This is a genomic window from Streptomyces sp. YPW6 (assembly GCF_018866325.1).
In the GTDB taxonomy this organism is placed as follows: Bacteria; Actinomycetota; Actinomycetes; order Streptomycetales; family Streptomycetaceae; genus Streptomyces.
This window is the reverse complement of record NZ_CP076457.1, coordinates 1,921,925-1,947,323: the sequence shown is the minus strand read 5'-3', so window position 1 is coordinate 1,947,323 and position 25,399 is coordinate 1,921,925. Positions and strand designations below refer to the sequence as shown.

Annotated in this window: 21 protein-coding genes and 1 pseudogene; 7 read left to right on the top strand and 15 right to left on the bottom strand. The window is 74.2% G+C overall.

Annotated elements, in window-relative coordinates; all coding sequences use genetic code 11:
• Positions 1 to 12: 12 nt before the first annotated feature.
• Positions 13 to 2,328, bottom strand: a complete 2,316-nt coding sequence (gene glgX / locus KME66_RS08415) for a glycogen debranching protein GlgX (protein WP_216320643.1) — start codon at positions 2,326 to 2,328, stop codon at positions 13 to 15.
• Positions 2,329 to 2,481: 153 nt separating this feature from the next.
• Here glgX and KME66_RS08410 point away from each other — a divergent pair, with 153 nt between their 5' ends.
• The 7 genes and pseudogenes from KME66_RS08410 to KME66_RS08380 all read left to right on the top strand — a co-directional run bounded on the left by KME66_RS08410 (position 2,482) and on the right by KME66_RS08380 (position 9,901).
• Entirely contained in the window at positions 2,482 to 3,723 is a 1,242-nt protein-coding gene (locus KME66_RS08410; protein ID WP_073214287.1) for an Ig-like domain-containing protein, read from the top strand.
• Positions 3,724 to 4,154: 431 nt separating this feature from the next.
• Positions 4,155 to 5,405 (top strand): Ig-like domain-containing protein, encoded by a 1,251-nt coding sequence (locus KME66_RS08405; protein ID WP_073214284.1) that lies wholly within the window; start codon positions 4,155 to 4,157, stop codon positions 5,403 to 5,405.
• Positions 5,406 to 5,495: 90 nt separating this feature from the next.
• Positions 5,496 to 6,263, top strand: coding sequence for an enoyl-CoA hydratase-related protein (locus KME66_RS08400; RefSeq protein WP_073214281.1), 768 nt, complete (start codon positions 5,496 to 5,498; stop codon positions 6,261 to 6,263).
• A gap of 365 nt (positions 6,264 to 6,628) precedes the next feature.
• The gene (locus KME66_RS08395; protein ID WP_073215521.1) at positions 6,629 to 7,144 is read left to right on the top strand and encodes an ATP-binding protein; all 516 of its coding nucleotides are present in this window, start codon (positions 6,629 to 6,631) and stop codon (positions 7,142 to 7,144) included.
• 393 nt (positions 7,145 to 7,537) lie between these two features.
• Positions 7,538 to 8,433, top strand: a pseudogene (locus KME66_RS08390) (polysaccharide deacetylase family protein).
• 40 nt (positions 8,434 to 8,473) lie between these two features.
• Positions 8,474 to 8,689, top strand: coding sequence for an EF-hand domain-containing protein (locus tag KME66_RS08385; RefSeq protein ID WP_073214275.1), 216 nt, complete (start codon positions 8,474 to 8,476; stop codon positions 8,687 to 8,689).
• Between the two features lie 159 nt (positions 8,690 to 8,848).
• Positions 8,849 to 9,901, top strand: coding sequence for a CopD family protein (locus KME66_RS08380; protein ID WP_216320640.1), 1,053 nt, complete (start codon positions 8,849 to 8,851; stop codon positions 9,899 to 9,901).
• On the opposite strand, the gene KME66_RS08375 is transcribed toward KME66_RS08380, so the two are convergent.
• From KME66_RS08375 to KME66_RS08310, 14 genes are all read right to left on the bottom strand, one after another.
• Positions 9,898 to 11,391, bottom strand: coding sequence for a carboxylesterase family protein (locus KME66_RS08375; RefSeq protein WP_216320637.1), 1,494 nt, complete (start codon positions 11,389 to 11,391; stop codon positions 9,898 to 9,900). The genes KME66_RS08380 and KME66_RS08375 overlap by 4 nt on opposite strands.
• A 243-nt stretch (positions 11,392 to 11,634) precedes the next feature.
• A complete protein-coding gene (locus KME66_RS08370) occupies positions 11,635 to 12,612 on the bottom strand; it encodes a terpene synthase family protein (RefSeq protein WP_073214266.1) in 978 nt (325 codons plus the stop codon).
• Positions 12,613 to 12,993: 381 nt separating this feature from the next.
• Positions 12,994 to 13,758, bottom strand: a complete 765-nt coding sequence (locus KME66_RS08365; protein ID WP_253208260.1) for a zinc ribbon domain-containing protein — start codon at positions 13,756 to 13,758, stop codon at positions 12,994 to 12,996.
• A gap of 685 nt (positions 13,759 to 14,443) precedes the next feature.
• Positions 14,444 to 15,037, bottom strand: coding sequence for a phage tail protein (locus tag KME66_RS08360; protein ID WP_073214260.1), 594 nt, complete (start codon positions 15,035 to 15,037; stop codon positions 14,444 to 14,446).
• Positions 15,034 to 16,995: a putative baseplate assembly protein gene (locus KME66_RS08355; RefSeq protein WP_216320634.1), complete on the bottom strand. Its 1,962-nt coding sequence runs from the start codon at positions 16,993 to 16,995 to the stop codon at positions 15,034 to 15,036. Before KME66_RS08355 ends, KME66_RS08360 begins: the two co-directional genes overlap by 4 nt.
• Positions 16,995 to 17,456: a GPW/gp25 family protein gene (locus KME66_RS08350; RefSeq protein WP_216320632.1), complete on the bottom strand. Its 462-nt coding sequence runs from the start codon at positions 17,454 to 17,456 to the stop codon at positions 16,995 to 16,997. The genes KME66_RS08355 and KME66_RS08350 overlap by 1 nt, the downstream gene beginning before the upstream one ends.
• Complete coding sequence (locus tag KME66_RS08345; protein ID WP_216320631.1) at positions 17,453 to 17,770, bottom strand: PAAR domain-containing protein; 318 nt, start codon at positions 17,768 to 17,770, stop codon at positions 17,453 to 17,455. The genes KME66_RS08350 and KME66_RS08345 overlap by 4 nt, the downstream gene beginning before the upstream one ends.
• 61 nt (positions 17,771 to 17,831) lie before the next feature.
• Positions 17,832 to 19,616, bottom strand: a complete 1,785-nt coding sequence (locus tag KME66_RS08340) for a VgrG-related protein (RefSeq protein WP_216320628.1) — start codon at positions 19,614 to 19,616, stop codon at positions 17,832 to 17,834.
• A complete protein-coding gene (locus KME66_RS08335) occupies positions 19,613 to 20,335 on the bottom strand; it encodes a LysM peptidoglycan-binding domain-containing protein (RefSeq protein WP_073214245.1) in 723 nt (240 codons plus the stop codon). Before KME66_RS08335 ends, KME66_RS08340 begins: the two co-directional genes overlap by 4 nt.
• Positions 20,336 to 20,401: 66 nt before the next feature.
• A complete protein-coding gene (locus KME66_RS08330; protein ID WP_073214242.1) occupies positions 20,402 to 20,827 on the bottom strand; it encodes a phage tail protein in 426 nt (141 codons plus the stop codon).
• Positions 20,828 to 20,876: 49 nt separating this feature from the next.
• Positions 20,877 to 21,191 carry a hypothetical protein gene (locus KME66_RS08325; RefSeq protein WP_216320602.1) on the bottom strand — a complete coding sequence of 105 codons (315 nt, stop codon included), beginning with the start codon at positions 21,189 to 21,191 and terminating at the stop codon, positions 20,877 to 20,879.
• 3,112 nt (positions 21,192 to 24,303) lie between these two features.
• The gene (locus KME66_RS08320) at positions 24,304 to 24,462 is read right to left on the bottom strand and encodes a DUF6760 family protein (protein ID WP_003966147.1); all 159 of its coding nucleotides are present in this window, start codon (positions 24,460 to 24,462) and stop codon (positions 24,304 to 24,306) included.
• Entirely contained in the window at positions 24,459 to 24,962 is a 504-nt protein-coding gene (locus KME66_RS08315) for a hypothetical protein (protein ID WP_073214237.1), read from the bottom strand. The genes KME66_RS08320 and KME66_RS08315 overlap by 4 nt, the downstream gene beginning before the upstream one ends.
• Positions 24,959 to 25,399, bottom strand: coding sequence for a phage tail protein (locus tag KME66_RS08310; protein WP_010060032.1), 441 nt, complete (start codon positions 25,397 to 25,399; stop codon positions 24,959 to 24,961). The genes KME66_RS08315 and KME66_RS08310 overlap by 4 nt, the downstream gene beginning before the upstream one ends.

Below are 25,399 nucleotides of genomic sequence, written 5' to 3'. Positions count from 1 at the left end.
GGCTGAGGACCCCTACTCCACCACCCGCAGCAGCAGCACCGAACGGGCCGGCACCGTCATCTCCGTACCGCCGTCCAGCAGCGTGCCCGGGGCCTCGGCCTGCTCCTCCCGCGAGGTGTCCAGGACCAGTTCGTACGCGGCTCCCCACGGCGCTCCGGGCAGGGCGAAGGACGTCGGCTCCGCGCCCGCGTGCAGGACGGCCAGGAAGCTGTCGTCGCTCACCGGCTCGCCCCGGGCGTCCCGCCCCGGGATGTCCCGGCCCGAAAGGTAGAGGCCGAGCGTGGCGGCGGGGGCGTACCAGTCGCCCTCCGTCATCTCCCGGCCGTCCCGGGCGAACCACGCCAGGTCCCGCAGCCCGTCCGGGGCCTGTGCCCGGCCGGAGAAGAACGCGCGGCGCCGCAGCACCGGATGGGTCCGGCGCAGCGTCAGCACCCGGGCCGTCAGCGCGGTCAGCTCGCGCCACCGCGGCTGGTCGAGCAGCGACCAGTCGACCCAGCCGGTCTCGTTGTCCTGGCAGTAGGCGTTGTTGTTGCCGCCCTGCGTCCGGCCCATCTCGTCGCCCGCCACCAGCATCGGCACGCCGGTGGACAGCAGCAGCGTGGTGAGCAGATTGCGGAGCTGGCGACGGCGCAGCGCGTTGATCCGGGGGTCGTCGGTCTCGCCCTCCGTACCGCAGTTCCACGCCCGGTTGTCGTTCGTCCCGTCCCGGTTGCCCTCCCCGTTCGCCTCGTTGTGCTTGTGCTCGTAACTCACCAGGTCGCGCAGGGTGAAGCCGTCGTGCGCGGTGACGAAGTTGACCGAGGCGTACGGGCGGCGCCCGCCCCAGGCGTACAGGTCGCTGGAGCCGGTCAGCCGGTAGCCGAGATCCCGTACGTCCGGGAGCGCGCCGCGCCAGAAGTCCCGTACGGCGTCGCGGTAGCGGTCGTTCCACTCGGTCCACAGGGGCGGGAAGGCCCCCACCTGGTAGCCGCCGTTGCCGACGTCCCAGGGCTCGGCGATCAGCTTGACCCGGCGCAGCACCGGGTCCTGGGCGATCACCGCGAGGAACGGGGAGAGCATGTCGACGTCGTGCATCGAGCGGGCCAGCGCCGCCGCCAGGTCGAAGCGGAAGCCGTCGACCCCCATCTCGGTGACCCAGTAGCGCAGCGAGTCGGTGATGAGCCGCAGCACCTGCGGCTGCACCACGTGCAGGGTGTTGCCGCAGCCGGTGTAGTCGGCGTAGCGGCGCGGGTCGCCCTCCAGGCGGTAGTAGCCCCGGTTGTCGATGCCGCGCAGCGACAGCATCGGCCCCAGCTCGCCCGCTTCCGCGGTGTGGTTGTAGACGACGTCGAGGATCACCTCGATCCCGGCGTCGTGCAGCGCGCGCACCATCCGCTTGAACTCGCCGACCTGCTGGCCGGCCGTGCCGGAGGCGGAGTAGCCGGCGTGCGGGGCGAAGTAGCCGATGGAGTTGTAGCCCCAGTGGTTGTGCAGCCCGCGCCGCAGCAGATGGTCCTCATGGGCGAACTGGTGCACCGGCAGCAGTTCGACGGCGGTCACCCCGAGCCGGGTGAGGTGTTCGATCGCCGCCGGGTGCGCGAGACCGGCGTACGTGCCGCGCAGCTCGGGCGGGACGTCCGGGTGCAGCTTGGTGAAGCCGCGCACGTGCAGCTCGTAGATGACGGAGTCGGCCCACGGGGTCTTCGGGCGGCGGTCCTCCACCCAGTCGTCGTCATCGTGGACGACCACGCCCTTGGGAACGTACGGAGCCGAGTCGCGGTCGTCGCGCACGGTGTCGGCCACATGCTGGTCCGGCCAGTCCCGTACGTGCCCGTACACCTCCGGCGGCAGGGTGAAGGTCCCGTCGACGGCACGCGCGTACGGGTCGAGGAGCAGCTTCGCCGCGTTCCACCGGGCCCCCGTCCACGGGTCCCAGCGGCCGTGCACCCGGTAGCCGTAGCGCTGCCCCGGCCGTACGCCGGGGAGGAAGCCGTGCCAGATCTCGTGCGTCAGCTCGGACAGCGGACAGCGTGTCTCGACGCCCCGCTCGTCGAACAGGCACAGCTCGACCGCCTCGGCCCCGCCCGCCCACAGTGCGAAGTTCGTCCCCGCCACCCCGTCCGGGCCGACCCGGAAGCGGGCCCCCAGCGGCATCGGGGCCCCGGGCCACACGACCGGCGCCGGGGCCGCGGCCCGTACGGCATCGGCGTGCTCGGTGCGCTGCACCTCCACGATCTCCGCGCGGACGACGGCCACCGTCCCCGGATCGTGCGCCGCCTCCCGCCCGGGATCCTGCGCCGCCTCCCGGTCGGGGTCCTGTACTGCCTCCTGCTCGGCTGCGCTCGACACCGTGTAGCCTCCCGCGGCTCGTAGGACGGGCACCCGCGAGGGGGCGCGCGGCGTCCCGGCCGCGGCCCCCTTCAGGTAGTCCTCCCCCCTGTTCTGCCCACCGGGCGGCCCGCACTCACGTTTCCCCCGACCGGCCCTGGTCGTTGGGGGAGCGTGAACCACACAGCGAAGAGCGCACGCGCCTCCTCGGCCGCCGTGCTGACCTGGGCGGGACTGCTGACCGTGCTGGCCCTGCTGACCGGCTGCACCGACACCCGGGAGGCCCTGCTCAACGGCAAGGCGCGGTCCCCGGGCGAGGTGATCAGCGTCTTCCCCGAGAACGGGGCCAAGGACGTCGACGAGGAGACCCGGATCGCGGTGAAGGTCCCCGACGGGCGGCTGGAGAGCGTGAAGGTCATGCGGATCGAGGACGCGCAACAGCAGACGGTGGCGGGGCGCATCGCGCGGGACGGGCGCTCCTGGACCCCGGAGCCCCGGGTGGCCCGGCTCGCCCTCGCCGCCAAGTACAGCATCGACGCGGTGGCCGTGGACGCCCGGGGCCGCCGCTCCGCCCGGCACGCCACGTTCACCACGCTCGTGCCCGAGCACCGCTTCATCGGCTACTTCAAACCGGAGAACCGGTCCACCGTGGGCACCGGCATGATCGTCTCCTTCGCCTTCAACCGGCCGGTCGCCGACCGGGCCGCGGTGGAGAAGGCCATCCGGGTGACGTCCGATCCGGTGGTGGAGGTCGTCGGCCACTGGTTCGGCAAGGACCGACTCGACTTCCGCCCGAAGACGTACTGGAAACCCGGCACCGAGGTCACCGTCGACATCGGGCTGCGGGACGTCGAGGGCGCGCCGGGCGTCTACGGCAGCCAGGACAAGACCGTCGTCTTCACCATCGGCCGCCACCAGATCTCCCGGGTCGACGCGGAGGCCAAGACCATGGAGGTACGCCGGGACGGCGAGCTCGTCAGTACCGTCCCGATCACCGCGGGGGCCCCGAAGACGACCACGTACAACGGGAAGATGGTGGTCACCGAGATGCACGAGGTGACCCGGATGAACGGGGCGACCGTCGGCTTCACGGACGAGGAGGGCAAGGGCGAGTACGACATCGAGGACGTCCCGCACGCGATCCGGCTCACCACCTCCGGCACCTTCCTGCACGGCAACTACTGGGCCGACGAGTCCGTCTTCGGCGAGGAGAACGTCAGCCACGGCTGCATCGGACTGCGCGACGCCAAGGGGGGCGGCGGTGCCACGCCCGGCGGCTGGTTCTTCGACCGGACCCTCATCGGGGACGTGGTCGAGGTGGTCAACTCCAAGGACAAGAAGGTCGCCCCGGACAACGGGCTCAGCGGCTGGAACATGAGCTGGAAGAAGTGGACGGCGGGCTCGGCCCTGCGCTGAGCCCCGGTGCGCAGCCGTCCTCCTGCGCCACCGCGAGCGGGCCCCGGCCGCTGCGCCGCTCCCCGGCCGCCCCCAGTCGCCCCCGCCGGCCACCGCGCCCTTGTCCCGTCGCCCCGTCCAGCCCGTCCCGCCCGGTCCGCCCCGGCCGCCGCGCTCTTGCCCGGTCGCACGGTCCCGGCCGGTTGGCTCTCGCACGGTCGCTCCCGGCTCCCGCCACCGCGCCCTGGCCCGGTCCGGCCGGTCCGCCCGGCACCCCGCGCCACCTGCACAGCTCTCCCCGAGCTCTTCCGGCCAGTTGGGACGGAACGGTGACATTCCGGGGGGAGTCCACCGCGCCTGCGATGTGATTATCTGGCGGCGGGCGTGCAGGTGTAGCGCGCGGGGGTGCAGGCCATGGCGGGAGCCGGGCCGTGCGAGGGGAGACGGTCACAGTGAACGGGCAGCCGATATCGGGGGCATCGGCCGGGGCGAGCGGGAAGCGGCACGGCGGGACGGGGCTCCGGGCCCTGGCGCTGGGGGCACTGCTGGTGCTGGTGACGGCGTGCGGAGGCGGCGGCGGCGCCGACGCGGGGGACGGGAAGGGACCGGCGGGCAGCACGAAGAAGGAGGACACCACCGCCTCGAAGGCGGTCGTGACCATCGCACCCGAGGACGGGGCGGATTCCGTGGCGACCAGCGGCGCGCTGAAGATCGGCGCCGAGCAGGGCAAGCTGACGACGGTGAAGGTCGCCGACCCCAAGGGCAACGAGGTCGAGGGCGAGATCTCCGCCGACGGGGCGAGCTGGACGCCGGAACGCCACCTCGCCGCTTCCACCAAGTACACGGTGCACGCGGTCGCCAAGGACTCCGAGGGCCGTGAGTCGGCGAAGGACATCGCCTTCACCACGCTCGTCCCGGCGAACACCTTCATCGGTCACTACACGCCCGAGGACGGCTCCACCGTCGGCGTCGGCATGCCGGTCTCCATCAACTTCACCCGGGGCATCACCGCCCCGGACGCGGTGGAGAAGGGCATCAAGGTGACGGCCGAGCCGGCCGTCGAGATCGAGGGCCACTGGTTCGGCAACGACCGCCTCGACTTCCGCCCCGAGACGTACTGGAAGCCGGGCACCAAGGTGACCGTCGAGCTCAACCTCGACGGTGTGGAGGGCCGGCCGGGCGTCTACGGCAAGCAGGCCAAGACGGTGTCGTTCACCATCGGCCGCAGCCAGGTCTCCACCGTCGACGCGAGCAGCAAGCGGATGAAGGTGGTCCGCGACGGAAAGCAGATCAAGGACATCCCGATCTCCGCGGGCGCCCCGGCGACGACCACGTACAACGGTCAGATGGTCATCAGCGAGAAGCTCAAGGTGACCCGGATGAACGGTGACACCGTCGGCTTCGGCGGCGAGTACGACATCAAGGACGTCCCGCACGCCATGCGGCTGTCGACCTCGGGCACGTTCCTGCACGGCAACTACTGGGGCGCGTCCTCGATCTTCGGCAACACCAACACCAGCCACGGCTGTGTCGGTCTGCGGGACGTGCGAGGCGGCTACGACAACCAGACGCCGGCGGCGTGGTTCTACAACAAGTCGATGATCGGCGACGTGGTCATCGTGAAGAACTCCAAGGACAAGCAGATCCAGCCGGACAACGGCCTCAACGGCTGGAACATGGACTGGGAGGAGTGGAAGAAGTAACCCTCTCCCGCTCTCGTACGATCCGGTGGGCCCGGTGCTGTGACCAACGGCACCGGGCCCACCGTCGTTAGCGGTGGTTAACCTCTAGCCATGACTGTGACTCTCGAAGTACGCGACGGCGTCGGCACCATCCAGCTCGACCGGCCGCCCATGAACGCCCTGGACGTGGCGATCCAGGACCGGCTGCGGGAGCTGGCCGAGGAGGCGACCCGGCGCGAGGACGTGCGCGCCGTGATCCTCTACGGCGGGGAGAAGGTGTTCGCGGCGGGCGCGGACATCAAGGAGATGCAGGCGATGGACCACACCGCGATGGTCCTCCGTTCCCGGGGGCTCCAGGACGCCTTCACGGCCGTCGCCCGCATCCCGAAGCCGGTCGTCGCCGCCGTCACCGGCTACGCCCTCGGCGGCGGCTGCGAACTGGCGCTCTGCGCCGACATCCGGATCGCCGCCGACAACGCCAAGCTCGGCCAGCCGGAGATCCTCCTCGGCCTGATCCCCGGCGCGGGCGGCACCCAGCGCCTCGCCCGCCTGATCGGCCCCTCCCGCGCCAAGGACCTCATCTTCACCGGCCGTATGGTCAAGGCGGAGGAGGCCCTGACCCTGGGCCTGGTCGACCGCGTGGTCCCCGCCGCCGAGGTCTACGAGCAGGCCCACGCCTGGGCCGCCCGGCTCGCCAAGGGCCCCGCGCTGGCACTGCGCGCGGCCAAGGAGTCGATCGACGCCGGGCTGGAGACGGACATCGACACGGGGCTCACCATCGAGCGGAACTGGTTCTCCGGCCTGTTCGCCACGGAGGACCGCGAGCGGGGGATGCGCAGCTTCGTCGAGGAGGGGCCGGGGAAGGCCACGTTCCTCTGAGCCCGGGGCGGACGGCCGTCGGCCCGTGGCCGTACGACCCTCGCCATACCGTGATCGGACGACCGTCGGTCCGTAGCCGGACGGTTGCTGATCCGTAGTCAGGTCGGGCCCGCCGATAGTCGGTTCGGGTGGGCCCCGTGCCGTGGTTCATCCGTCAGGGCGGATTATCCGGGCCTTAAGACAACCTTAAGGCCCGGTGCCGTCGTCATCGTGGGCGTGCGCGTCGGGTGGAGCGTCGTCGCAGCTCAGGCGGGCCGTTTCCGGGGCTGGATTGCCGCAGGCATATGCCGCAAGCCTTCCGCGCACCCCGGACGACCGGGGTGCGGATTCCTGCGGAACGGCCCCGGACGGTGATGCGTGCGGCCATGATGGTGGGCATGGCGGGCCTGGAGGGTGTGGATCGGCCGCGACCGCGCAGTGGTGCGGCGGCGGCGCGCAGTACGTCGATCGTGGATGACGAACAGGCGTTCAAGGCGCTGGAGTTGTTCGGGAATCCGACCGAGGGGGAAGTCCGGCTGCCGTCCCGTCCGGAGTCGGCGGCGACGGCCCGTCGGCTCACCTCCTGTGTCGTGCTCCGCCAGTGGGCCCTCTCGCCGCAGACCGCCGAGTACGCGGTGCTCCTGGTCTCCGAGCTCGTCGGCAACGCGGTGCGCCACACCGGGGCCCGGGTCTTCGGGTTACGCATGGTGCGTCGCCGGGGGTGGATCCGCGTCGAGGTGCGTGACCCCTCGCGCGGGCTGCCGTGTCTGATGCCGGTGCGGGAGATGGACGTCAGCGGCCGCGGGCTCTTCCTCGTCGACAAGCTCTCCGACCGCTGGGGCGTGGACCTGCTGCCGCGCGGCAAGACCACCTGGTTCGAGATGCGGATCTCCGACCGCTGAGGCGGGGTCCCTCGGGCCGGAACGCAGAAGCCCCCGGTCGGCCGTGGTGCGGCGCTGCGGGGGCTGCTGGCGGAGGCCGTGACGTGGGGGTGTGTTCACGGCCGCTCAGGACGACCTGGGCCCGGGTCGATGGGGGTCGTGGGTCCGACTATGGCAGACGGGTGACCCCGGTGCCAAAGCGACTTGTCCGAATATTTAAGGAACAAACGGGCAACGCCCGGTGGAATCGTAGGTGTGCTCGGTCACTCGCCTGGCTTTCTGTGCATCGTTATGGTGGCTGCTGAATGATTCATTGATCATCTGCTGAACTGTGTAATCATCCCTTTTCGGTCATTCCGCCCCTACTGTTTCCCCGGGAATCGGTCGTACCCGTGGAACGTGAGGTGGTCGGGCATGGGCGGGCACACGGTGTCGGGCACGGACGGGCACCGGATTCCGGTGGGCCGCCGCGACCTGCTCGGCGCGGGGGCCGGGGCGCTGGCCGCCGCCCTCGCCGCGGGCTGCGCACGGGGCGAGGGACCGCCACCACCCGGCCCCGCCCCAGCGCCCGGGAGCCACCGGCCCCAGCGCCCGGGAGCCACCGGCCCCAGCGCCCCGGGAGCCACCGGCTCCGCCGCCCCGGCCGCCGCCCCGCCGCGCCGCGCGGCTTCCCCGGGCTGCCCTTCCGGATCGCCCACGGCCCCCGCGACCGGCCCCGCGTCGCCCTCACCTTCGACGGGCGGGGTGACCCGGACCTCGCCCGCACCGCACTCGCCCGCTGCGAACGGGCCGGGGCCCGCGTCACGGTCCTGGCGGTCGGCACCTGGCTCGCCGAACACCCCGGCCTGGCCCGCCGCATCCTCGACGGGGGCCACGAGATCGGCAACCACACCGAGCACCACCTCGACCTCGCGGCCCTGGACGAGCGCGCCGCGTACGAGGAGATCGCCGCCTGCGCCCGGCGGCTGCGCCGGCTCACCGGGTCCATCGGCGCCTGGTTCCGGCCCTCGCCGACCCCGTACGCCTCCCCGCGCGTCCAGCGCCTCGCACGGCGGGCCGGCTACCCCCATGCCCTCGGCTGCGACGTGGAGTCGCGCGACCACGCGGCCACCCGCGTCGCCACCGTCACCCGGAAGGTCGCCGGGGAACTGCGCAACGGATCGGTGGTGGAGTTGAGCCTCGGCCGCCCCGTCACCGTCGAGGCGCTGCCGCTGCTCCTCGCCGAGATCGGGCGCCGCGGGCTGCACGCGGTGACGGCCACCGAGCTGCTGGACCGACCGGCCGCCGACGCCACCCGGACGGCCCGATAATCTGACCCCTGACATATCGGCAGCACGAAGGGGCGGAACAGTGGCGGACATCGAGTCGGCGCGCACGGTATTCGAGAAGTTCGACGCGAACGGCGACGGCCTCATCACGGCCAACGAGTACAAGAGCGCGATGGCCCAGCTCGGCGATCCCTTCGTCACCGAGACGGTGGCGCAGGCGGTCATCAACGCACACGACGCCAACGGCGACGGCATGCTCACCTTCGAGGAGTTCTGGGCCGCGCAGAACAAGGCCTGAACCGGCAGCGGCCCGGTCCGCCGCGGCGGCCGGCCCCGTGCCGTCGGGGCCGGCCGCCGCCGGGGACGCCCTCAGGGCCGCTCCCGGACACCGTGCGCCTCTTCTGCCCGCTGTGCGCGGCTTGCTGCGGTTCTGTCCACCGACGAGGATCGAGCCGTGATGTTCCCCGGACCCCCGGCCGACCCGGCCACGCCGACGGCGGGCAGCATGCCGAGCGCCGCCCCGCCGGCCGCCGAGGCGGCACGGACACCCGGGGGAGCGACCGGGGCGGCGTCGGCCCGCCGCGCCTGGACGGCCCCTCTCCTGCTCGGCTGCGCGGGCGTCCTCGCCCTCTGCATCGCACTGTTCGGCCCCGGCCTCATGGCCCGCGGCACCGGTGAACTCCGGATACCCGGCGCGGGGCTCACCACCGTGCTCCGCACCGTCCTGTTCGCCGCGCTCGCCCTCCACCTGGGCGAACTCCTCGCCCCGCAGCTCATCCGGCCCGTCCGCGGCCGCCCCCGTACCGCCGTACGGAGCTGGGCGGTGTTCGCCTCGCTCGCCGGGGCCGCCGCCGCGGCCGGGCAGATCGTGCGGCTCGCCGCCGTCAGCGATCTCGGGATCACCGAGACCTACGGCACCCGCGAGGGCGGCCTGCTCCTCCTCATGGCCAACGGCCTGGTCGTCGCCGCCCTCTGCGCCGCGAGCAGACGCCCCGCCCTCGCCCTCGCCCCGCTCGCCGTCGTGATCGGCGCGGAGGCCCTGCGCGCCCACCCGGAGGCGTACAGCCCGGAGTTCGGCGCCGCCCTGACCGTCGTCCATCTGACGGCCGCGTCACTGTGGACCGGCGGCCTGCTGTACGTCCTGCGCACCCTGTGGCTCTGGCGCGGCTCACCCGCCTCGGCCCGCGCCCTGCTCGGCCGGTACGCACGCCTGGCGATCTGGCTGTACGCCGCCCTCGCCGCCACCGGGACCGCCTCGGCCCTGCGCCGGCTGCCGCTGGACGTGGTGCCGACCTCCGCCTACGGGCGGACCCTGCTGCTCAAGCTGGCGCTGATGGCCGTCGTCAGCGTGCTGGCCGTGGCGGCGCGGCGGCGGATGCTCCGGGACACCGACCCGTCGGCGGCGTGCCGACTGGCCCGCCGCGAACAGGTCGTGCTGGGTCTGGTCGTGGTGGTCTCGGCCGTTCTCACCGTCGTTCCCGACCCCCACTGGATCTCGCTCAGGCCCTAAGAGGCGTTCCGGTACGGCTGCCAGCTCCGCAACTCGTCGTCGCGCGGGGCCAGGACCACGGCCGGGCCGTCCCGGTCGTCCCGGGCGAAGAACCGCACCGGTCGTCGCGCGTCCCAGGCCGGCCACCCGGGGTCCCCGCCCGTCGCGAAGTCCACCCACGCCCGGTGCATCGCGTCCGCCAGTTCCTGCGGGGCGTGAGGACCGGTCAGGGCCTGGGTGTCGGGGTGGGCGAGCGTGTCGAAGACGAAGCCCAGCTCCAGCGCGTGGCAGGCGCCGAGCCGCTGTACGGGGGTGGGCCAGCCGAACTCGTACACGTACGTGGCACCGGGCGCGTGGGTCCGGGCGTCGGCCAGCCGGTTGAGCGGGACCCGCAGCAGCAGGTCCGTGGCGAGCGTGCCGAGGATCTCCCCCGGGGTGGCGTCCGGGCGGTTGGCGCGGTAGGTGCGGGCGGTGGAGTTCGGCACCCGGAACTTCAGCAGGGCCAGCCGCAGCTTCAGCCGGCCGATCCTCTCGGTCAGGCCGCCGGGCACGAACCAGAGCCGGTACTCATCGGTGTTCGTCCCCAGCAGCAGGTCCACCCCGGCGGACGCACCGGCCTCCAGAGCCGCCGCCGGGTCCTGGGGCAGCAGGTCCCCGTCGACGACCAGCTGGAAGGAGTGGCGGCCGGTCAGCGGGTTGCCGCCGCTGGTGACCTCGGTCTGCGCGGTCAGCAGCGCCTGGGGGTCCACGGCGGCCAGTGCGGCGGCCGTCGCGGGCACCCCGAGCCGCTTCGCGATGAGCTCGGTCGTCCCGCGTGCCGCGTCCGGGGGCAGCGCGGCGGGCGCCCCGCTCTGGAGCACCGCCCGTCCGAAGAGCCCCGCCGACCGGGGTGCGGCCAGCAGTCCGGCGATGGAGATCGCCCCCGCCGACTCCCCGGCCACCGTCACCCGGTCCGGGGCGCCGCCGAACGCCGCGATGTTGTCGCGCACCCACTCCAGGGCTGCCAGCTGGTCCAGCAGGCCCCGGTTGGCGGGCGCGTCCGGGAAGACGCCGAAGCCCTCGACGCCCAGCCGGTAGTTCACGGAGACGAGGACCACCCCGTCCCGGGCGAACGCCGACCCGTCGTACACCGGCACGGCCGAGGAACCGTGCACCAGCGACCCGCCGTGGATCCACACGAGGACGGGGAGCCCGGCGGCCCGGTCCGGAACCGGCGAAGGCGTCCACACATTGAGGTTCAGCCACGCCTCGCCCGGCACCGCCGGGTCCGGCAGCAGCCTGTCCAGCGGCGGCGCGTAGGGCCGCTTCGGGGCGGTCGGACCGTACGCCACGGCCTCGCGCACCCCCGCCCACGGCTCCGGCGGGCCGGGCGCGCGGAACCTCCGGGCGCCGACCGGCGCGGCCGCGTACGGGATGCCGCGGAAGACCGCGACACCCCGCTCCACCGCACCGCGCACGGTCCCGTACTCGGTCGTCACCTGCGGGGGAGTCCCCGCCACGCTGTCGGTCACGGTGCCTGCCGACTCCTCTCGCGGTGCGGTGCTGCGGGCCGCCCGCTGTGGACGCGGGCGGCTGCTTCGGATGGACCAGGGGGACTTCGGGGCCACGGTGGCGGCCCTGTTCCCGTCGGCACACACGCATGCCTGCCCCGAGAGGGCGGCCCGCGACACCACCCAGGCGGCTGACCGGCCGGTGAACGTCCAGGTCGGGCCGGGCGGCAGGGGTCGTCCGGCCGCCCGGACCGCCCGGACCGCTCAGGCCGCGAAGTGCTCGGACAGCTGGTCGCGTTCGTCCAGTTCCACCAGGTCCGGGCGCGTGTAGCGCTCGGCGCGCGCGTGGTAGTCGAAGTCGCCCCGGACGAGCCCCCGGTAGTCCTGGACGCAGCGTTCCAGGGCCGCCCGTGTCGGGCCGGTGATGCCCGCCGCCTCGATTTCCTGGATCAGTTCCCTTTCCGCCCGCTGAACCCGTTCGGCGATCCGGGCCAGTTGGATCCCGGCCTCGTCCACGGCTTGCTGGAGGGTGCATCCCCGGTCGCGCTGGATCAGCCGTACGGCATTGTGCTCGTAGCCGAGAGCGGCTTCCTTCTCGAAGGAGCAGATGTCATTGCAGAGCCCGGAATGATCGGTGACCGCGTTCCGCAGAGCGATATACGCGGGCATGCTCCGGGCGGATTCCGGGAGATCGATGTCCGCGGTGATCTCGTGCAGGCAGAGAAAGGGCTGCATGGCGACCGAATCCCGCCGGTGCTTGGCGAACTCGGAGCGGCTCGGCACCTGTCCGGCGGCCCGCTCGACGGCCTCGGCGTAGTACGTCCACAGCCAGGCGGCGGTGTCCCGCCGGAACTGCCGGTTCCACTGCGCCGACCGCCCGGGGCAGGTCCGCTCCTGCAGTCCGGCGAGCGCCCGCTCCATGGGGCCGTTCGGTACGGCCCCGTCGAGGACGCCCACCAGGCGGGTGATCGCCTTCTCGCACATCAGCGGATTGCGCCCGGCCGGTCCGTCGTCGAACTCGTCGTCCACCAGGAAGGCCCAGAAGAGCCATTGGCAGAACAGGTCGAGGTGGTCCTGCGAGGCCTTCGGGAAGATGAGGGATATCCACAGTTCCGGGCGGGTGCGGATCATCTTCTTGCGGGCCGGTACGGACAGGTCGAGTCCCTCGGATTCGGCCCATTCCCAGGCGGCCTCACGGGTTTTCGCCAAGCCTGGGTGGCATCCGGAACTCTGGAAAGGCATATGAAACGCCGGTAACGTGATCTGGCTCATTGCTGCCCCTCGTCTGATGGATACGGGCGGACGATGCGAACGGCATATTCCGGGTGATCGAGCAGGGGACGGGCCGGTCGGGAAGCGGCCGCCGGGAGCCTCGGGGGCCGGCCGTCGGAGCGGCGTCGCCAGGCAGGAGGGCCGGCCAATCGCTGTGCTCCTTCCTCCGCCGGGGTGCGGCGCCGGGGCGGGGCCGGTGAGCCGGCGGGCGGGCGCGTCACCATGGGTCATGCCCAGTCAACCCTGTGTGGGGGTTCCGAGGGAAGGCATGCGTGACCGAAATTGTTTGTTCGTCAATAACTCTCTGATCGTTACTGAGGTGTTGGTGAACTTCTGGGGCGACGGCCCGGTTCAGCTGCGCCGGAAGAACTCGACCTCGCCGACCGCGACCGGCCGCCCCTCACCCTCTCCGGTCGCCTCCCGCAGCACCAGCTCGACGGAGACGACATCGCTGATGCCCATCCGTACCGTCTGCTCGCCGGGCTTGTCGTTGAAGGTCACCGCCTTCGTGTGGACCGTGCCGTCCTCCGTGGTGACGAGCAGGTCGGCCCGGGTCGGCCGCGCGCCCCGCCGGAACTCCTGCGGCTCCTTCGACACCCCGGTGTGCACCACGACGCCGACCAGCCGGAACGGCGTCCCGAACGAACAGGTCAGCGACGCGCCGAGCGCGGGTGCGCCCCAGTACTCGTCCGTCAGGCCGTCGATCGCCGCACTCGCCGGGTGCCCGGGAACCGCCGCGCTCGCACTCACCCCGGTCGGGCTGATCTCCGCCGTGCCGCCCAGCTTGTCCCGGACGTCCTCGAACACGTACCGCCCCAGCGGGAAGAACAGGAAGCCCGCGAGCACCAGCGCGGCCACGGCCGGCACCAGCAGGGTCCGCCGCAGCGCCCGGCCCGAACCGCCGCGCACCCGCCGGCGGAACGGCCACACCGTGCGCCACCACGGCAGGGCGGCGGGCCGCTCCGGAGCCAGCAGCACAGCGGCGCACCGCCGGCAGAACTTCCGCCCGGCCAGGTTCGGCGTACCGCAGGCCGGGCAGGGCGGCCCGTCCGGCGCCTCGTCCGCGGCCACCGGCCGCACGACGGGCCGCCGGGCCGCGGGGCGGGCGGGCAGCACGGCCCCTATCGGATCGTCGTCCGCGTCGGTCCCGCTCCCGGAACCCGTCGTCGGCGCGGAGGGCGGTACCGGCGCCGACGCGCCGGCCGGGGCTCCCGGGCGTACGGGGGCGGGGGCGGGCCGTACGGGAGGAACCGGGAGTGCGGGCCGCGCCGGTCCGGACGGCGACGGGGGCGTGGAGGGGCGCGCCGGGAGCGGGGGAGGCGCTGCCGGTACGGGGGCGGGTGCGGGTTCCGCCGGGAGCATGGGAGGAGCGGGCCGGGGCGACTTCGGCGGCTCCGGCGGCTCCGGCGGCTCCGGCGGTTGTCCGGGGCGTGCGGGGGGTTCCGGGGGCGCGGTGGCGGGCGGTGCGGCGGGCGGTGCAGGCTCGGCTTTTGCCACCCCGGTGCCGGTGCGGGTCTCCTGTTCCGCCGCCGGTCCGGGAGCGGGCTCCGGACTGTTCGTCCCTCCCGGCCCGGCGTCGGGGGCGGCCTGCGGCTCCGGCACCGGAGTCCCTGCTGCGGCCTCCGGCTCCGGCCCCGGCCCATGGCCGGGTGCAGGTGCAGGTGCGGGCGTCGGCTCCGTCTCCGGAGCCCGCCGCGGCCGTACGGGCTCCGCGGACCAGCCCAGATAGCCGCCGCAGTTGCCGCAGAAGTCGTCGCTCTCGCCGTTGGCCGTACCGCACGCCGGGCACGAACGCATCACGTCAGCCTCCAGTCTGTTCGGGCGCGGCGGGTGCTTCGGGGGGACCGGGCGGGCCCGGCAGGACCTCCACCCGGCAGGTCAGGTGCACCGGGCACGAGGCGGTGGCGACCTCCAGCACGCGCCGGGCGTCCACCGCGTCGCCCGCGCGCACCGGCCGGACCCGGATGAGCACCTCCCCGGTCGGCGGTGGCGGGAGGGCCGCCCCGGGCTCGGCCGACCAGGTGGCGCCCCCGCCGTCCCGGACCTCCGCGTGCACCCCGCAGCACAGGCGCAGCCGCTCCACGAGACCCCGCCGGGTGCCGCGCCACCGGTGCAGCTCGACGGCGCGCGCCACGACCGCCCGGCGCAGCTCCACCGGCCACGCCGGATCGGCCTCCACGCCCACCCAGGACGCCAGCCACGGCAGGAAGTCGGCCGGGGCGAGGGCCGGGTCGACGTACGCGGGCAGGTTGTCCAGGGTCGAGAGGACCGGGGCCAGCACCGTGTCCAGGCCCGCCGTGAACCGCTGGGCCAGGTCGTCGTCCGCGTACAGGGCGGGCAGCAACTCGCCGATCGGGTAGCGGCTCGGCAGCCCGGGGACCGCCGCCCGCGTCATGCGGCACCTCCGGCCCCGCCCGCGGTGACCACGACCTGGTGCTGGTGCGAGAAGACCAGGGCCCCCGGCGCGACGTCGACCCGGTCCGCCGCCGCCCCGCGCCGCCCCGTGATCGGGTCCGCCGGGAACAGCCGGACGTCCTCCACGAGCCCCGCTCCCTCCACGTTCTGGAGCACGGCGAAGACCTCCCCGTACTGCACGGGCCTGCCGAACGGCCACCCCCGCCCGTCCGCCCCGCCCCGCAACGGGTCGATGTGGCGGAACAGCGCCTCCAGGGCCTCGGCCCGCACCCGGTCGACGTCACCGGGCGCGGCCACCAGCCGGGCGACGACCGTGACGCCCTGGTAGGCGGGCGGTTCGACGATCAGCCGGGTTCCGACCAGGCGCCGTTCGTCGAGCCGCTCGGTGACCGCGGCGAGCACCGCCTCCGACGGGATCAGCTGCTCGAACCGCACCTGCCCGTCCTCGTCGGCCACCGCGTCCGGCACCACCAGCACCCGTACCGCACCCGCCTCGCCCGGCACGGCCGGCAGGCACCGCACCCGGCGCAGGGACGGCGCGGCCTCCCGGGCGATCAGCTCGTAGTCCTCGGCGGTGACCGCCCGCTCCTGCACCCGCAGGATGGCGGGCGCGCGCACCTTCGCGTTCTCCACGGTCTCCCCGTCGACCCCGCCGTTCGCCGCCTCGCGGTTGTTCACGCTCGCGACGTACGGCACCGAACTGCGCAGCACGGAGATCGCCCCCCGGGCGACGTTCCCGGCCGACCCGCCTCCGGTGCGGCAGCGCGCCACGCGGAGCCGGGCGCCCTTCTCGGGGACCGCCCCGTACGCGCGCATCGTGCCGTCCGCCTCCCGCACCTCCGGCGGGAACGCGAACTCCCCGGCCACCGCGTCGACCCGGACGTGCCGGTCACCGGGGCCGGACGCGCCGAAGTGCTCGACCGGGGTCCAGTCCTGCCAGCCCTCGTCGGCCGACACCTGGACGATGGGCGGGTCCCCGTCCAGCAGCAGCGGCGCCCGGCCCACCGTGAACCGCTGCCCCGCCACGCCCTCCGACACCCCGAGGGGCACGTCGAGGACGGTCTCCGCGTGCTCGGCCGCCGTCGTGCCGCCGACCGTGAACACCTCGGCCTCCCGGATCGTCGGCGACTCCGAGTAGAACGGCTGGCCCGGCTCCGGGGCGGTCACCCGGCAGCGCAGCCACCCCGCCCGGGTCCCCGCCACCACGGACGCCGTGTGCCCGGCCGGGACGAACACCACCACCTCGCCGGGCCGGTTGAGGCCGCCGGTGGAGTCGGTGCCGGTCGCGCAGGCCACCCAGCGGGCTCCGTCCCACGCCTCCCACACCAGGGGCGGCTGCCGCGGGTCGACGCCCACGCCCTCCACGCGGCTGTCGAGCCGCACGGCGACGATGCACCGGGGCACGGCCGTCGGCAGCCCGAACAGCAGGGCGTCACCGGGCTCCGGCCGCGCCTGGAAGCACGGGATGTCCTTGCCCGCACCGAGCGGCGCCGTGCGGTCCGTCTGCTCCCCCGCGACCGGCGCGGTCACCAGCCGGACCAGCGAACTCGGCACGACCGGCAGGTCGTCGGAGGTGGAGAACACCACCGGCTCCCCGGTCTCACCGCGCACGGTGGCCACCTCCGTACCGGCGGGCAGGTGCACGGTCTCCGGCTGCGGCGCGGAGAGCCAGAAGTCGATCTCGGCCCGTGCCGCGGTCGGCGGGAACAGCGTCACGCCCAGCAGATCGAGGAACGCCGCGTAGTTCTTGTCGGGCACCCGGTTCAGCCGGTACAGCAACTGGTCGACCAGGTACGCGAACGTCTCGATCAGCGTGACCCCGGGGTCGGACACATTGTGGTCGGTCCACTCGGGGGAGCGCTGCTGGACGAACCGCTTGGCCTCGTCGACGAGTTGCTGGAAACGCCGGTCGTCCAGGTTCGGGGAGGGCAGGGCCATCAGAGCCTCCCCGCTTCCCGGGCGGTCCGCGCCGCCGGGCTCTCGGGCGACGGGATCGAGTAGAAGGGGAAGACCAGGTTGCGCAGGTCGTTGGTGGCCCGCACGGTGTAGTGCACGTCGATGTAGAGCGTGCCCTCCTCGACCGCGTCGAACGCGACCACCACGTCCGTCACCTCGATCCGCGGCTCCCACCGCTCCAGCGAAGTGCGGACCTCCTGCGCGATCCGCCCGGCGGTCGCCCCGTCGCCGGGCGCGAAGACGTACTCGTGGATGCCGCAGCCGAACTCGGGGCGCATCGGCCGCTCGCCCGGCGCGGTGCCGAGGATCAACCCGATGGCCTCCTCGATCTCCTTGTCCCGCTCGACCAGGGCGATACCGCCCGTCGGCCCGGTCCGCAGCGGGAAGCCCCAGCCGCGCCCGATGAATCCGCCGCCGCGTCCGGCGTATCCGTCGCCGCTCACACCGGGCCCCCGATCAGGACGTCGAACGCACCGCTGACGACGGGCGCTCCGCAGGTGGTCCTGTCGCCCATCCGGGCGGCGGGCAGCCCGCCGATCAGCACCACGCCGCCGATCGCGGCGGCGGGGTTGGGCATGATCACGTTGCCGGGGCCGAGCGCCGCGTGCGGGGGGACGACGCACCCGTGCAGGCTCCCGGTGACGGCCGCGGGCCGGCCGCCGATGAGCACGGTGGCCACGGCGACCGCGCCCGGGGGCGGGGTGCCGATGAGTCCGCCGTGGGCGGTGCTGTCGCCCGTGCGGGCTGCGGGGGGCATGGCCGGGGTTCTCCTTGCTGTGGAAGGGGGACGGGAGAGGTCAGGAGGCTTATCTGGAGGATCAGTTGATTCTGATGAGCTTGGCCTTGAGGACGGCGAGCAGTCCGCCGTCGACCGTGACTCCCGTCGTGCCGTTGACGGTCACCGAGCGGCCCTTGATGTTCACGTCACCGGTGGTGCCCGCGTCGAGCGTGATGCCCGAGGCGGACAACGTCACGGAGCTCAACTTCCGCGCCCCACCGGGTGACTTGACGGTCAGCGTGATCTCGCCCTTCTTCTCGTCGAGGACCACGTCGAGCCGCCGGTCGCCGGTGGCGATCCGCACCCCCGCCGGACCGCGCGGCGCGTCCAGCAGCTCCAGCCGGTTCCCCGAACGCGACACCAGAGAACGCCGGTTGACCTTCCCGCTGGTCGGGTCGACGAGAGGGACGTCGTGCGGGGAGGGCTTGTCGACGCCGTTGTAGAGCCCGCCGAGCACGTACGGGCTGTCCAGCAGCCCCTGCTCGAACCCGACGAGCACTTCGTCGTTGACCTCGGGGCTGAACACCCCGCCACCGCCCTGGCCGCCCCACTGCACGGTACGCACCCAGTCGGTGACGTAACTGTCGTCGAGCCAGGGGAACTTCAGCCGCACCCAGCCGCGTTGCCCCTGGCCCTCCTCCCGGATGTCGGTGACCACCCCGATCGCCAGGCCCGGCATGCGCGGGCCGCGCGCGGGGGCGTTCGCGCCGGCGGTCAGCCCCGCGAGGGACCGGTCCGGCGAGGCGCTGACGATCACCGTCGTGCGGTAGCCGGTGTCCGGTTCGAGGACGTGGTGCGCGGCGGTCGCGGTGTAGCGGCCGGAGAACGCGGGCCCCACGTTGCCCAGCGCCACCGGCGCGCCCGCCCGCAGCTGCGGATTCCCGTACGCCACCGCCTCGACCTCCCCGAACCCGGCGCTGACGGAGGCGGCGAGCGCCCCGGCCACGGCCCGGGTCTCCGCCTGGGTGCGGTACGGGGTGTCCGCGACCGTCGTCCGGGAACCGCCGGAGCCGAAGACGCCCGCCGCCTCCGACGGGCTCATCCCCGGGGCGACGGTGTCGCTGCGCACGGACTGCTGCCGCGCCAACAGCCGGGTCTTGGTGTCGACGTTCCAGCCGCGCACCTCCACGCTGTCGGACCCGTCGGCCCCGGTCAGCACCGCGCGCAGGGCCAGCAGATTGTTCCCGTACTCCAGGACCATCGGGTCGCGCGTGGCGGACGTCGAGGGCGAGGGGGCCGAGGAGGCCGGGTCCGGTCGGGTGAACTGCAACCGGCCCCGGTCGTCGACCCGGACGGTGGCGCCGCTCCCGGCCGCGAGGTGCTGGAGGAACTCCCAGTCCGACACGTTCGGCTGGGTCAGCTGCTTGTACGTGACCGGCGCGGCCTCGACCCGCCCGACCGCCAGGCCCGCCCCGGCGGCGACCTTGCGGACGATGTCCGCCGTCTTCATGTTGCGGTACGCCACCACCTTCCGGCCGCGCTGGAGCCGGTGCGCCCGGGAGAACGCCCGGACGACGGTGAACGACCCGGTGGTGTCGGTGTCCAGCTCGATCGCGGTGACCTCTCCGGTGAACAGCCGCTCGCGCCCCCGGTCCTGCACGGTCACCACCGAGATGGTGAGCGGGGTGCCCATGGTGATGCCGGTTGTGGTGAGGAAGGTGTGGTCGGGGTCCCGGTACATCAGGACGGCCGTGTCCGGCAGGCCCACGTTCTCGTCGACGACACAGCTCACCAGCTGGGCGGCCCAGGCGGCCGGCAACTCGGCCGGGGCCTCGATGATCGGGTCGGCGGCGAACGAGCGGCCGGGGGCTTCCTTCCCGGTCATCGGCCGCCCTCCGCCGGGCGGTCCTCGCGACCGGGCACCAGGAGTTCCTGGCCGGGCGTCAACCGCATCGGGTCGTCGATGTCGTTGGCGTACGCGATGGTGCGCCACGCGGTGGCGTCGCCGTACTCCCGCCAGGCCAGCAGCGGCAGGCTGTCCCCGGCCACCACCCGGTGCGTGCGCCGCGCCTCCTTCGAACCCGAGGTGGGGTTCTGCCCCGCCGGGTCGACGCTCGCCTCCTCGATGGAGAGGGAGCACGTGGCGCGCAGCGGCTTCCCGTCGACGTCGAACAGGGTGTAGGAGACGGAGAGGTTGGAGAGCACGCCGTCGAAGGAGGTCGTCTTCGACGTCCCCCAGTCGAAGCGAACCCAGGGGCTGGCGGGTGTCTTGCGGGCCAGACTGCTGGGGGTGGGGACACAGGCGGTCATCAGCTGTTCCACCGCCTTCTCCACGGAGTTGTCGTGGGTGGCGGTCGCGTCGAGGAACACCTCCAGCGACAGGGAGCGGGGCCCGCTGCCGACGAACTCGGGCAGCGCGGACTGCCCGGCCATCCGGGACGGGGTGCGCCGCCACTCGGTGCTCTTGCTCAGCGAGAGCCTGGCGGGGTTGAACTGCAACGTGAGGCGGGCGAGCGTGCCGCCGGGTCTGGCGCCGACGGCGGACGGCGGTTCCATGACGGTGAGCTGGGCGCGAGCGCGGCTCGCGCGGAATGCGGGTGACATCGCGTTCCTCCTTCCTGTGGTCCGGTGCCGTTGCCGGCCGATGCGCTGGTGCCTGTCAGGCAGGTGTCAGGAAGGCTCCAGACCCTCGTGGGCGATCTCCAGCGTCTCGACCGCCGCCTGGGAGTTGGCCGGATCGAAGGACGGTCCCTGCCAGCGCACCGGCACGATCCCGTGGACCTGCCAGCTGATGATCCGGCTGAGGTCGGGGCGCAACGCCACGATCTCGCCGTCCTTGGGCTCGACCCGCTGGATCGTGTCGTTCAGCCAGCGCGCGATCTTGAGGGTGTCGGTGGTCACCGGCCGGGTCAGCGTGATGTTCGTCCAGGTGATCCGCCCCGGCAGCTGCCAGGTGAACCCGTTGTTGCCGCCCTCGGCGTACGTCTCCATCTCCACCTCGGCGCCCAGCCCCGAGCAGGTGTGGAACGCGCCCAGGTCGCTGCCGCCGATCGCGAGCGTGAAGAACACGCTCGTCGCGAAGATGTTGTCGGTCATGCGTCTCTCGTCTTCTCTGCGGTCGGTCGTACGGGTGGGGCGGGAGCCGTCAGCGGCGGCCGTCGTGCAGCCGCCCGCTGCGTTCCCGGCCCCGCCGCAGATCGGCGCGGATGAGGCGGCTCACCGGGTCGAGGAGCCGCCGGGCCAGCTCCTCGATCTCCGTTCCGCTCAGCCGGTTCGCCGGGGGAGCGCCAGGAGGCCCGGCCGGGCCGGTGGCCGTCTCCGCCCCGGCTGCGGGCTTCGCCGGGGAGGCCCGCACGGGCACGCCGGTGATCCCGGCGTCCGCCGCCGCCCGCTGCACCGCCCGGACCCGGGTCTCCGGGGTGCCCGGTCCGGCACCGTGCGCCGAGGCGCGGGGCGGCACCCGTACGGACGGGGCGGCGGACCGCCGGGAGCGGTGCCGTCCAGGGGCCCGGCCCGGAGGCCGTCGGCCCGGCGGTCTCGGGAACGACGGGCATCGCCTGCCGCTGCACGGGTACGGGGACGGCGTCCGCCGGTCCGGGTGCGGCGGGCGGATGGGGCCGGACGACGGCGGGCCGTGCCCGGCCCGGCTGCGGGGCCCGCCGGGGCGCCGGTCCGGGCGCCGGGTACGGCTGGGCGACGGGAGGCGCGGGCGGAGCGGCGGGCCCGGCGGGCTGGACGAGCCGCTGGAGCACGCCACCGGCGGCCGGCCCGTGCCCCGGGCCGGCCGTGGGGTGCCGGACCGTGCCGCCCGAGCCCGAGCCCGAGCCCGAGCCCGAGCCCGAGGCCGAGGGCGACGGCTGACGGGCAGCGGTGCCGGGTCCGACGCCCGACCGGGCGTCGACCGGTCCCGGCTGCTCCGCGTCGCGTCGCCAGGTGGCCGCCACGACCGGGCGGGACGAGCCCCCGCCCTGCGTCGCCGGAGGTCCCGAGAACCCGTCGGCGGACCCGGTGCTGGTGCTCAGCGGGCGGTCCGGGAGCAGGGTGCGTGCCCGCTGGATCCTGGGGGAGGGCGGGTCGGCGGGGGCCGTGCTGCCGGTTCCGTGTGCCGTCGCCGTGCGGTCCCGGGTGAGCGGCCGGATGCGTACGGGGGACGGGGGAGCGGCGGCGGCCGCGCGCTGGACGGGCGCGGCTGCGGGCCTGGTCGGCTCGCTGGGCCCGGCTGCGGTGCCGGGGGCCAGGGACGAGTGCCCCGGGGGTACGGAGGAGGGTCCGGTGGGTGGGGCGGGGGCGCTGGGCATGGCGGGGCGGGCCTCACCGGCATCGGGGCGGGTGCGGTCGGCGGTGCCGGGGCAGGGCGCGGAGCCGTGTCGGTGGCCGCCGGGCCGGGGCCCGGAGCCCGGTCCGCGTCCGGGCGCGTCACGGTGGACCGATCGCCGAGCAGCGGAGCGCCGCCGAGCCGGGCGGTCGGCGGCAGCGCGGGGAGCGGCGCGCCGATCCCGCCGCGTCCCCGGGCCCGCGTGGCACCGGAGGTGCTCGGTCCCGGGGCCGGTGCGCGCTGCACCGAGGGTGAGGGCTCCGACGGCTTCGAGGACGGCTGACGCCGTGCCGGGGCCTCGGCCGCCCCGGACGACGCGGGCGTGGCCGTCGCGGGGGCCGTGGGCGCCGCCACCGAAGGGCTCAGCGGGTGCGGCGGGTTCGCCGGGTCCGACGGCTCCGGCAGCGGGCGGTGCGGCACCGGCATGGCCGCCGAGGCCGGAGGCACGCCCCCGGAATCGGACGGGGTGACCCCGGAGCCGGACGGGACGACCCCCGCCGGTCCGTCGGGAACCCATCGCCGCGCCCCGGCGGGCAGTTCGCGCAGCGGCTTGCCCAGGGCCGGGCGTATCACCTCGGGGGTGGGCAGGCCCGTGGCGGACGGCGGGGGCGCAGGACGGTCCGGGGTGCCCGGCCCTCTCCGGTCCGGGGCGCCCGGCTGCCCGGACGCGGCGCGCCGGACGTCGGGCCCCGTCCGGGCCGAACCGCCGGGCTGCCCGGACATGGCGCGCTGGACGTCGGCGGGCGCGGTCGTCGTGGTTGTCGCGGTCGTCACGGGCGTTGCCGGGAAGGGTGCGGGGGCGGGTGGAGCGTCGGGTGCGGCGGACACGAGCCCGGCGATCTGCCGCAGCGGCATGGCCGGACGTCGGGCCACGGTGAGCGGCGGTGCGAGCCGTTGCGGGCGCACGGCAGCGGGCCTCGACGGCGGGCGGACGGCAGCCGCCGCGCTGTTGCCGGGCCCGAGCGTGGGCCGCCCGGAGGAGGGCAGGGCCCCCGCATACCCGGCCGGGCCGGACGAGTCGGCCGACCCTGTGGAGCCCGAGGAGTGCGAGGCGTCGGAGGAGACCGGTGAGGCCGGCGAGCGGGATGAGCCGGCCGGGCCGGACGAACCGGACGAGCGAGGGCCGCCGTACGCGTCCGACGAGCCCGAGGAGGCCGACGCGCCGGACCGGGGCGCGGAGCCGGACGGGGCGGAGGGGTGGGAGGGGGACGCCGTTCCGGCCGTGGACCGGGGCGCCGAACCGGTCCGGGCCGTGTCCGAGGGCCCGGAATCCGATCCGGACCCGGCTGCGTTCCAGGGTCCGGATACCGGCCCCGACCGGGCCGGGTCGGCGGGCCCCGCCGACCTCGCCGTACTGCCGGGCCTGCCCTCACGTCCCGCCGCGGCTGCCGAGCGCGACACGTTCACCGTCCCCGGGGTGCCCGCTGACGACGGCCGGGCCGCAGATCCGGAGGCGCCCCGGGCCGGCGGGCTCCCCGGTCCCGAAGCCTCCGACGACGAAGGGGTCCCGGGCTTCGGGGCACGCGATCCGGACCCCGAAGCCCCCGACGACCGGCCCGCCGCCCCTGACGCCGACCGGCTCGCAGGCCCCGCAGCCCCCGACGACGACCGGCTCGCGCCGGGAGCCGCCGACCGCTGGACCGGCGGCGAACCCGGACCCGGCCTCCCCGGTCCCTTCTCCGCGTCCGCCCCCGCCCTCGTACCCGTACCGCGTGCGGATGCCCTTCCCGCCGAAGCGGGCGGCAGGTCCCCGGAGACCGCCGGGGACTCGGCGGCAGCCTCGGCTTCGGCGGGCCGGACCGCGCGGAGCAGCAGCGGGCCGCCGGGGGACGTCGAGGGGCGGGCGGAACCCGGGCGCGCGACCCCGTGGATGAGGCCGGCCGGGGCCGACGGCAGGACAGCGTGGCCGAGTTCGCCGCCGAGGGACGGGTTCTGCCAGGAGGCCAGGTGCGAGCGGAACCGCAGCCCGTCGCTCACACCGATCGAGGACCGGGCGACGGTCACCGACGGCGGAGCCACCCGCCGCCAACCACCGTCCCAGCCAGCGCTGTCCCGGCCACCGCCGCTGCGGCCACCGCCGTCGGCGCCACCGTCCCCGGCTTCAGCGGACACAGCGGACACAGCGTGCCCGGCAGCCGCAGCGGGCCCGCCGGACCTGTCGTCACGCCCGGTCCCGCCCCCGCCTCCGCTCTCCGGCGACGGAGCCACGGACCGCCGACGGTCCGTCCGGCGCAGCCAGTCCCCGAACCCCACACGATCACCCGCCTTCGTTGACGCGGGTGTTGATCCGCGCTATCTCCCGCACCCACTGCTGACGCTCGCCGTGGGTGAGGTCGAGAATGTCCTCACGCTGCCAATGGAAGTGGTAGGCGACGTACGCGATCTCCTCCCGCAGCCGGGGAAGCGCGTACGTCACGATTCCCCCAGGCGCCCACCCGAGAGGTCCACCTCGAACGACCCCTGGCACAGCGGGCAGGTCACCGCGGCGTGCGTGTGGCCCTCGCTGTTGATCCGGCGGTAGAAGTCCTGGAGGAACGCCACGTCGGTCGCGTACATCCGCTCGACGATCCCGGTGTGGACGTCGGTGATCGGGCCGAGCCGCGTGATCACCTGGGCCAGCAGCACCACGGACAGGTACGCCGGGTTCTCCTTCACCCGCAGATCGATCTGGGGCTTCAGCTCGTCCCGGGCCGTCGCGAGCCGCATGGTGCCGTTCCGGTGCACCCGGCCCTCGTCGTCGACGTACCCGCGCGGCAGCTCGAAGGTGAACTCCGTCTGGAGCGATTCCCGTTCGCGCCGGGGCGCGCGGGCGGGCGCCTCGGCGGCCGGGGCCTCCTGGCGGGTGGCGGTCGCGGCGGCCAGGTTGTCCAGGGTCTCTTCGAGCCCGGCCCCCGGCGTAACGGTCCGGCGCCTCATTCGACCACGATCTCCTCGAAGGTGATGGTCACCGTCTCCGTCGCCGCGCTGGACTCGCCGGCCTTCAGGGAGGGGCCCTCCCATTTGGAGGCCCAGCCCTGCATCAGCTGGATGCGGCGCACGGTCTCACCGGTCGAGTCCTTGATCTCGATGGTGAGGTTCTGGCGGGCGGTGTCGACGGCCCCGTTGTTGAGGGTCTCCTTGATCCAGGTGGTGAACTCGCTGCTCTTGTCGAGCCCGCGGGTGATCGTCACCTCGCCCGCCTGCCGGGCGCCCGGCTGCTTGCGGATGATCTGCTTGCCGTCGGCGGTCACCTGACGGACCTCGACGACTTCCTCCTCGACGGTCATGCCGCTGATCTCCTGGATGGACTCCACGAGATAGCCGCCGAGCTGGACGCCGAAGATGTGCGTGGAAAGAGCGTCGCCCTCTGCCAT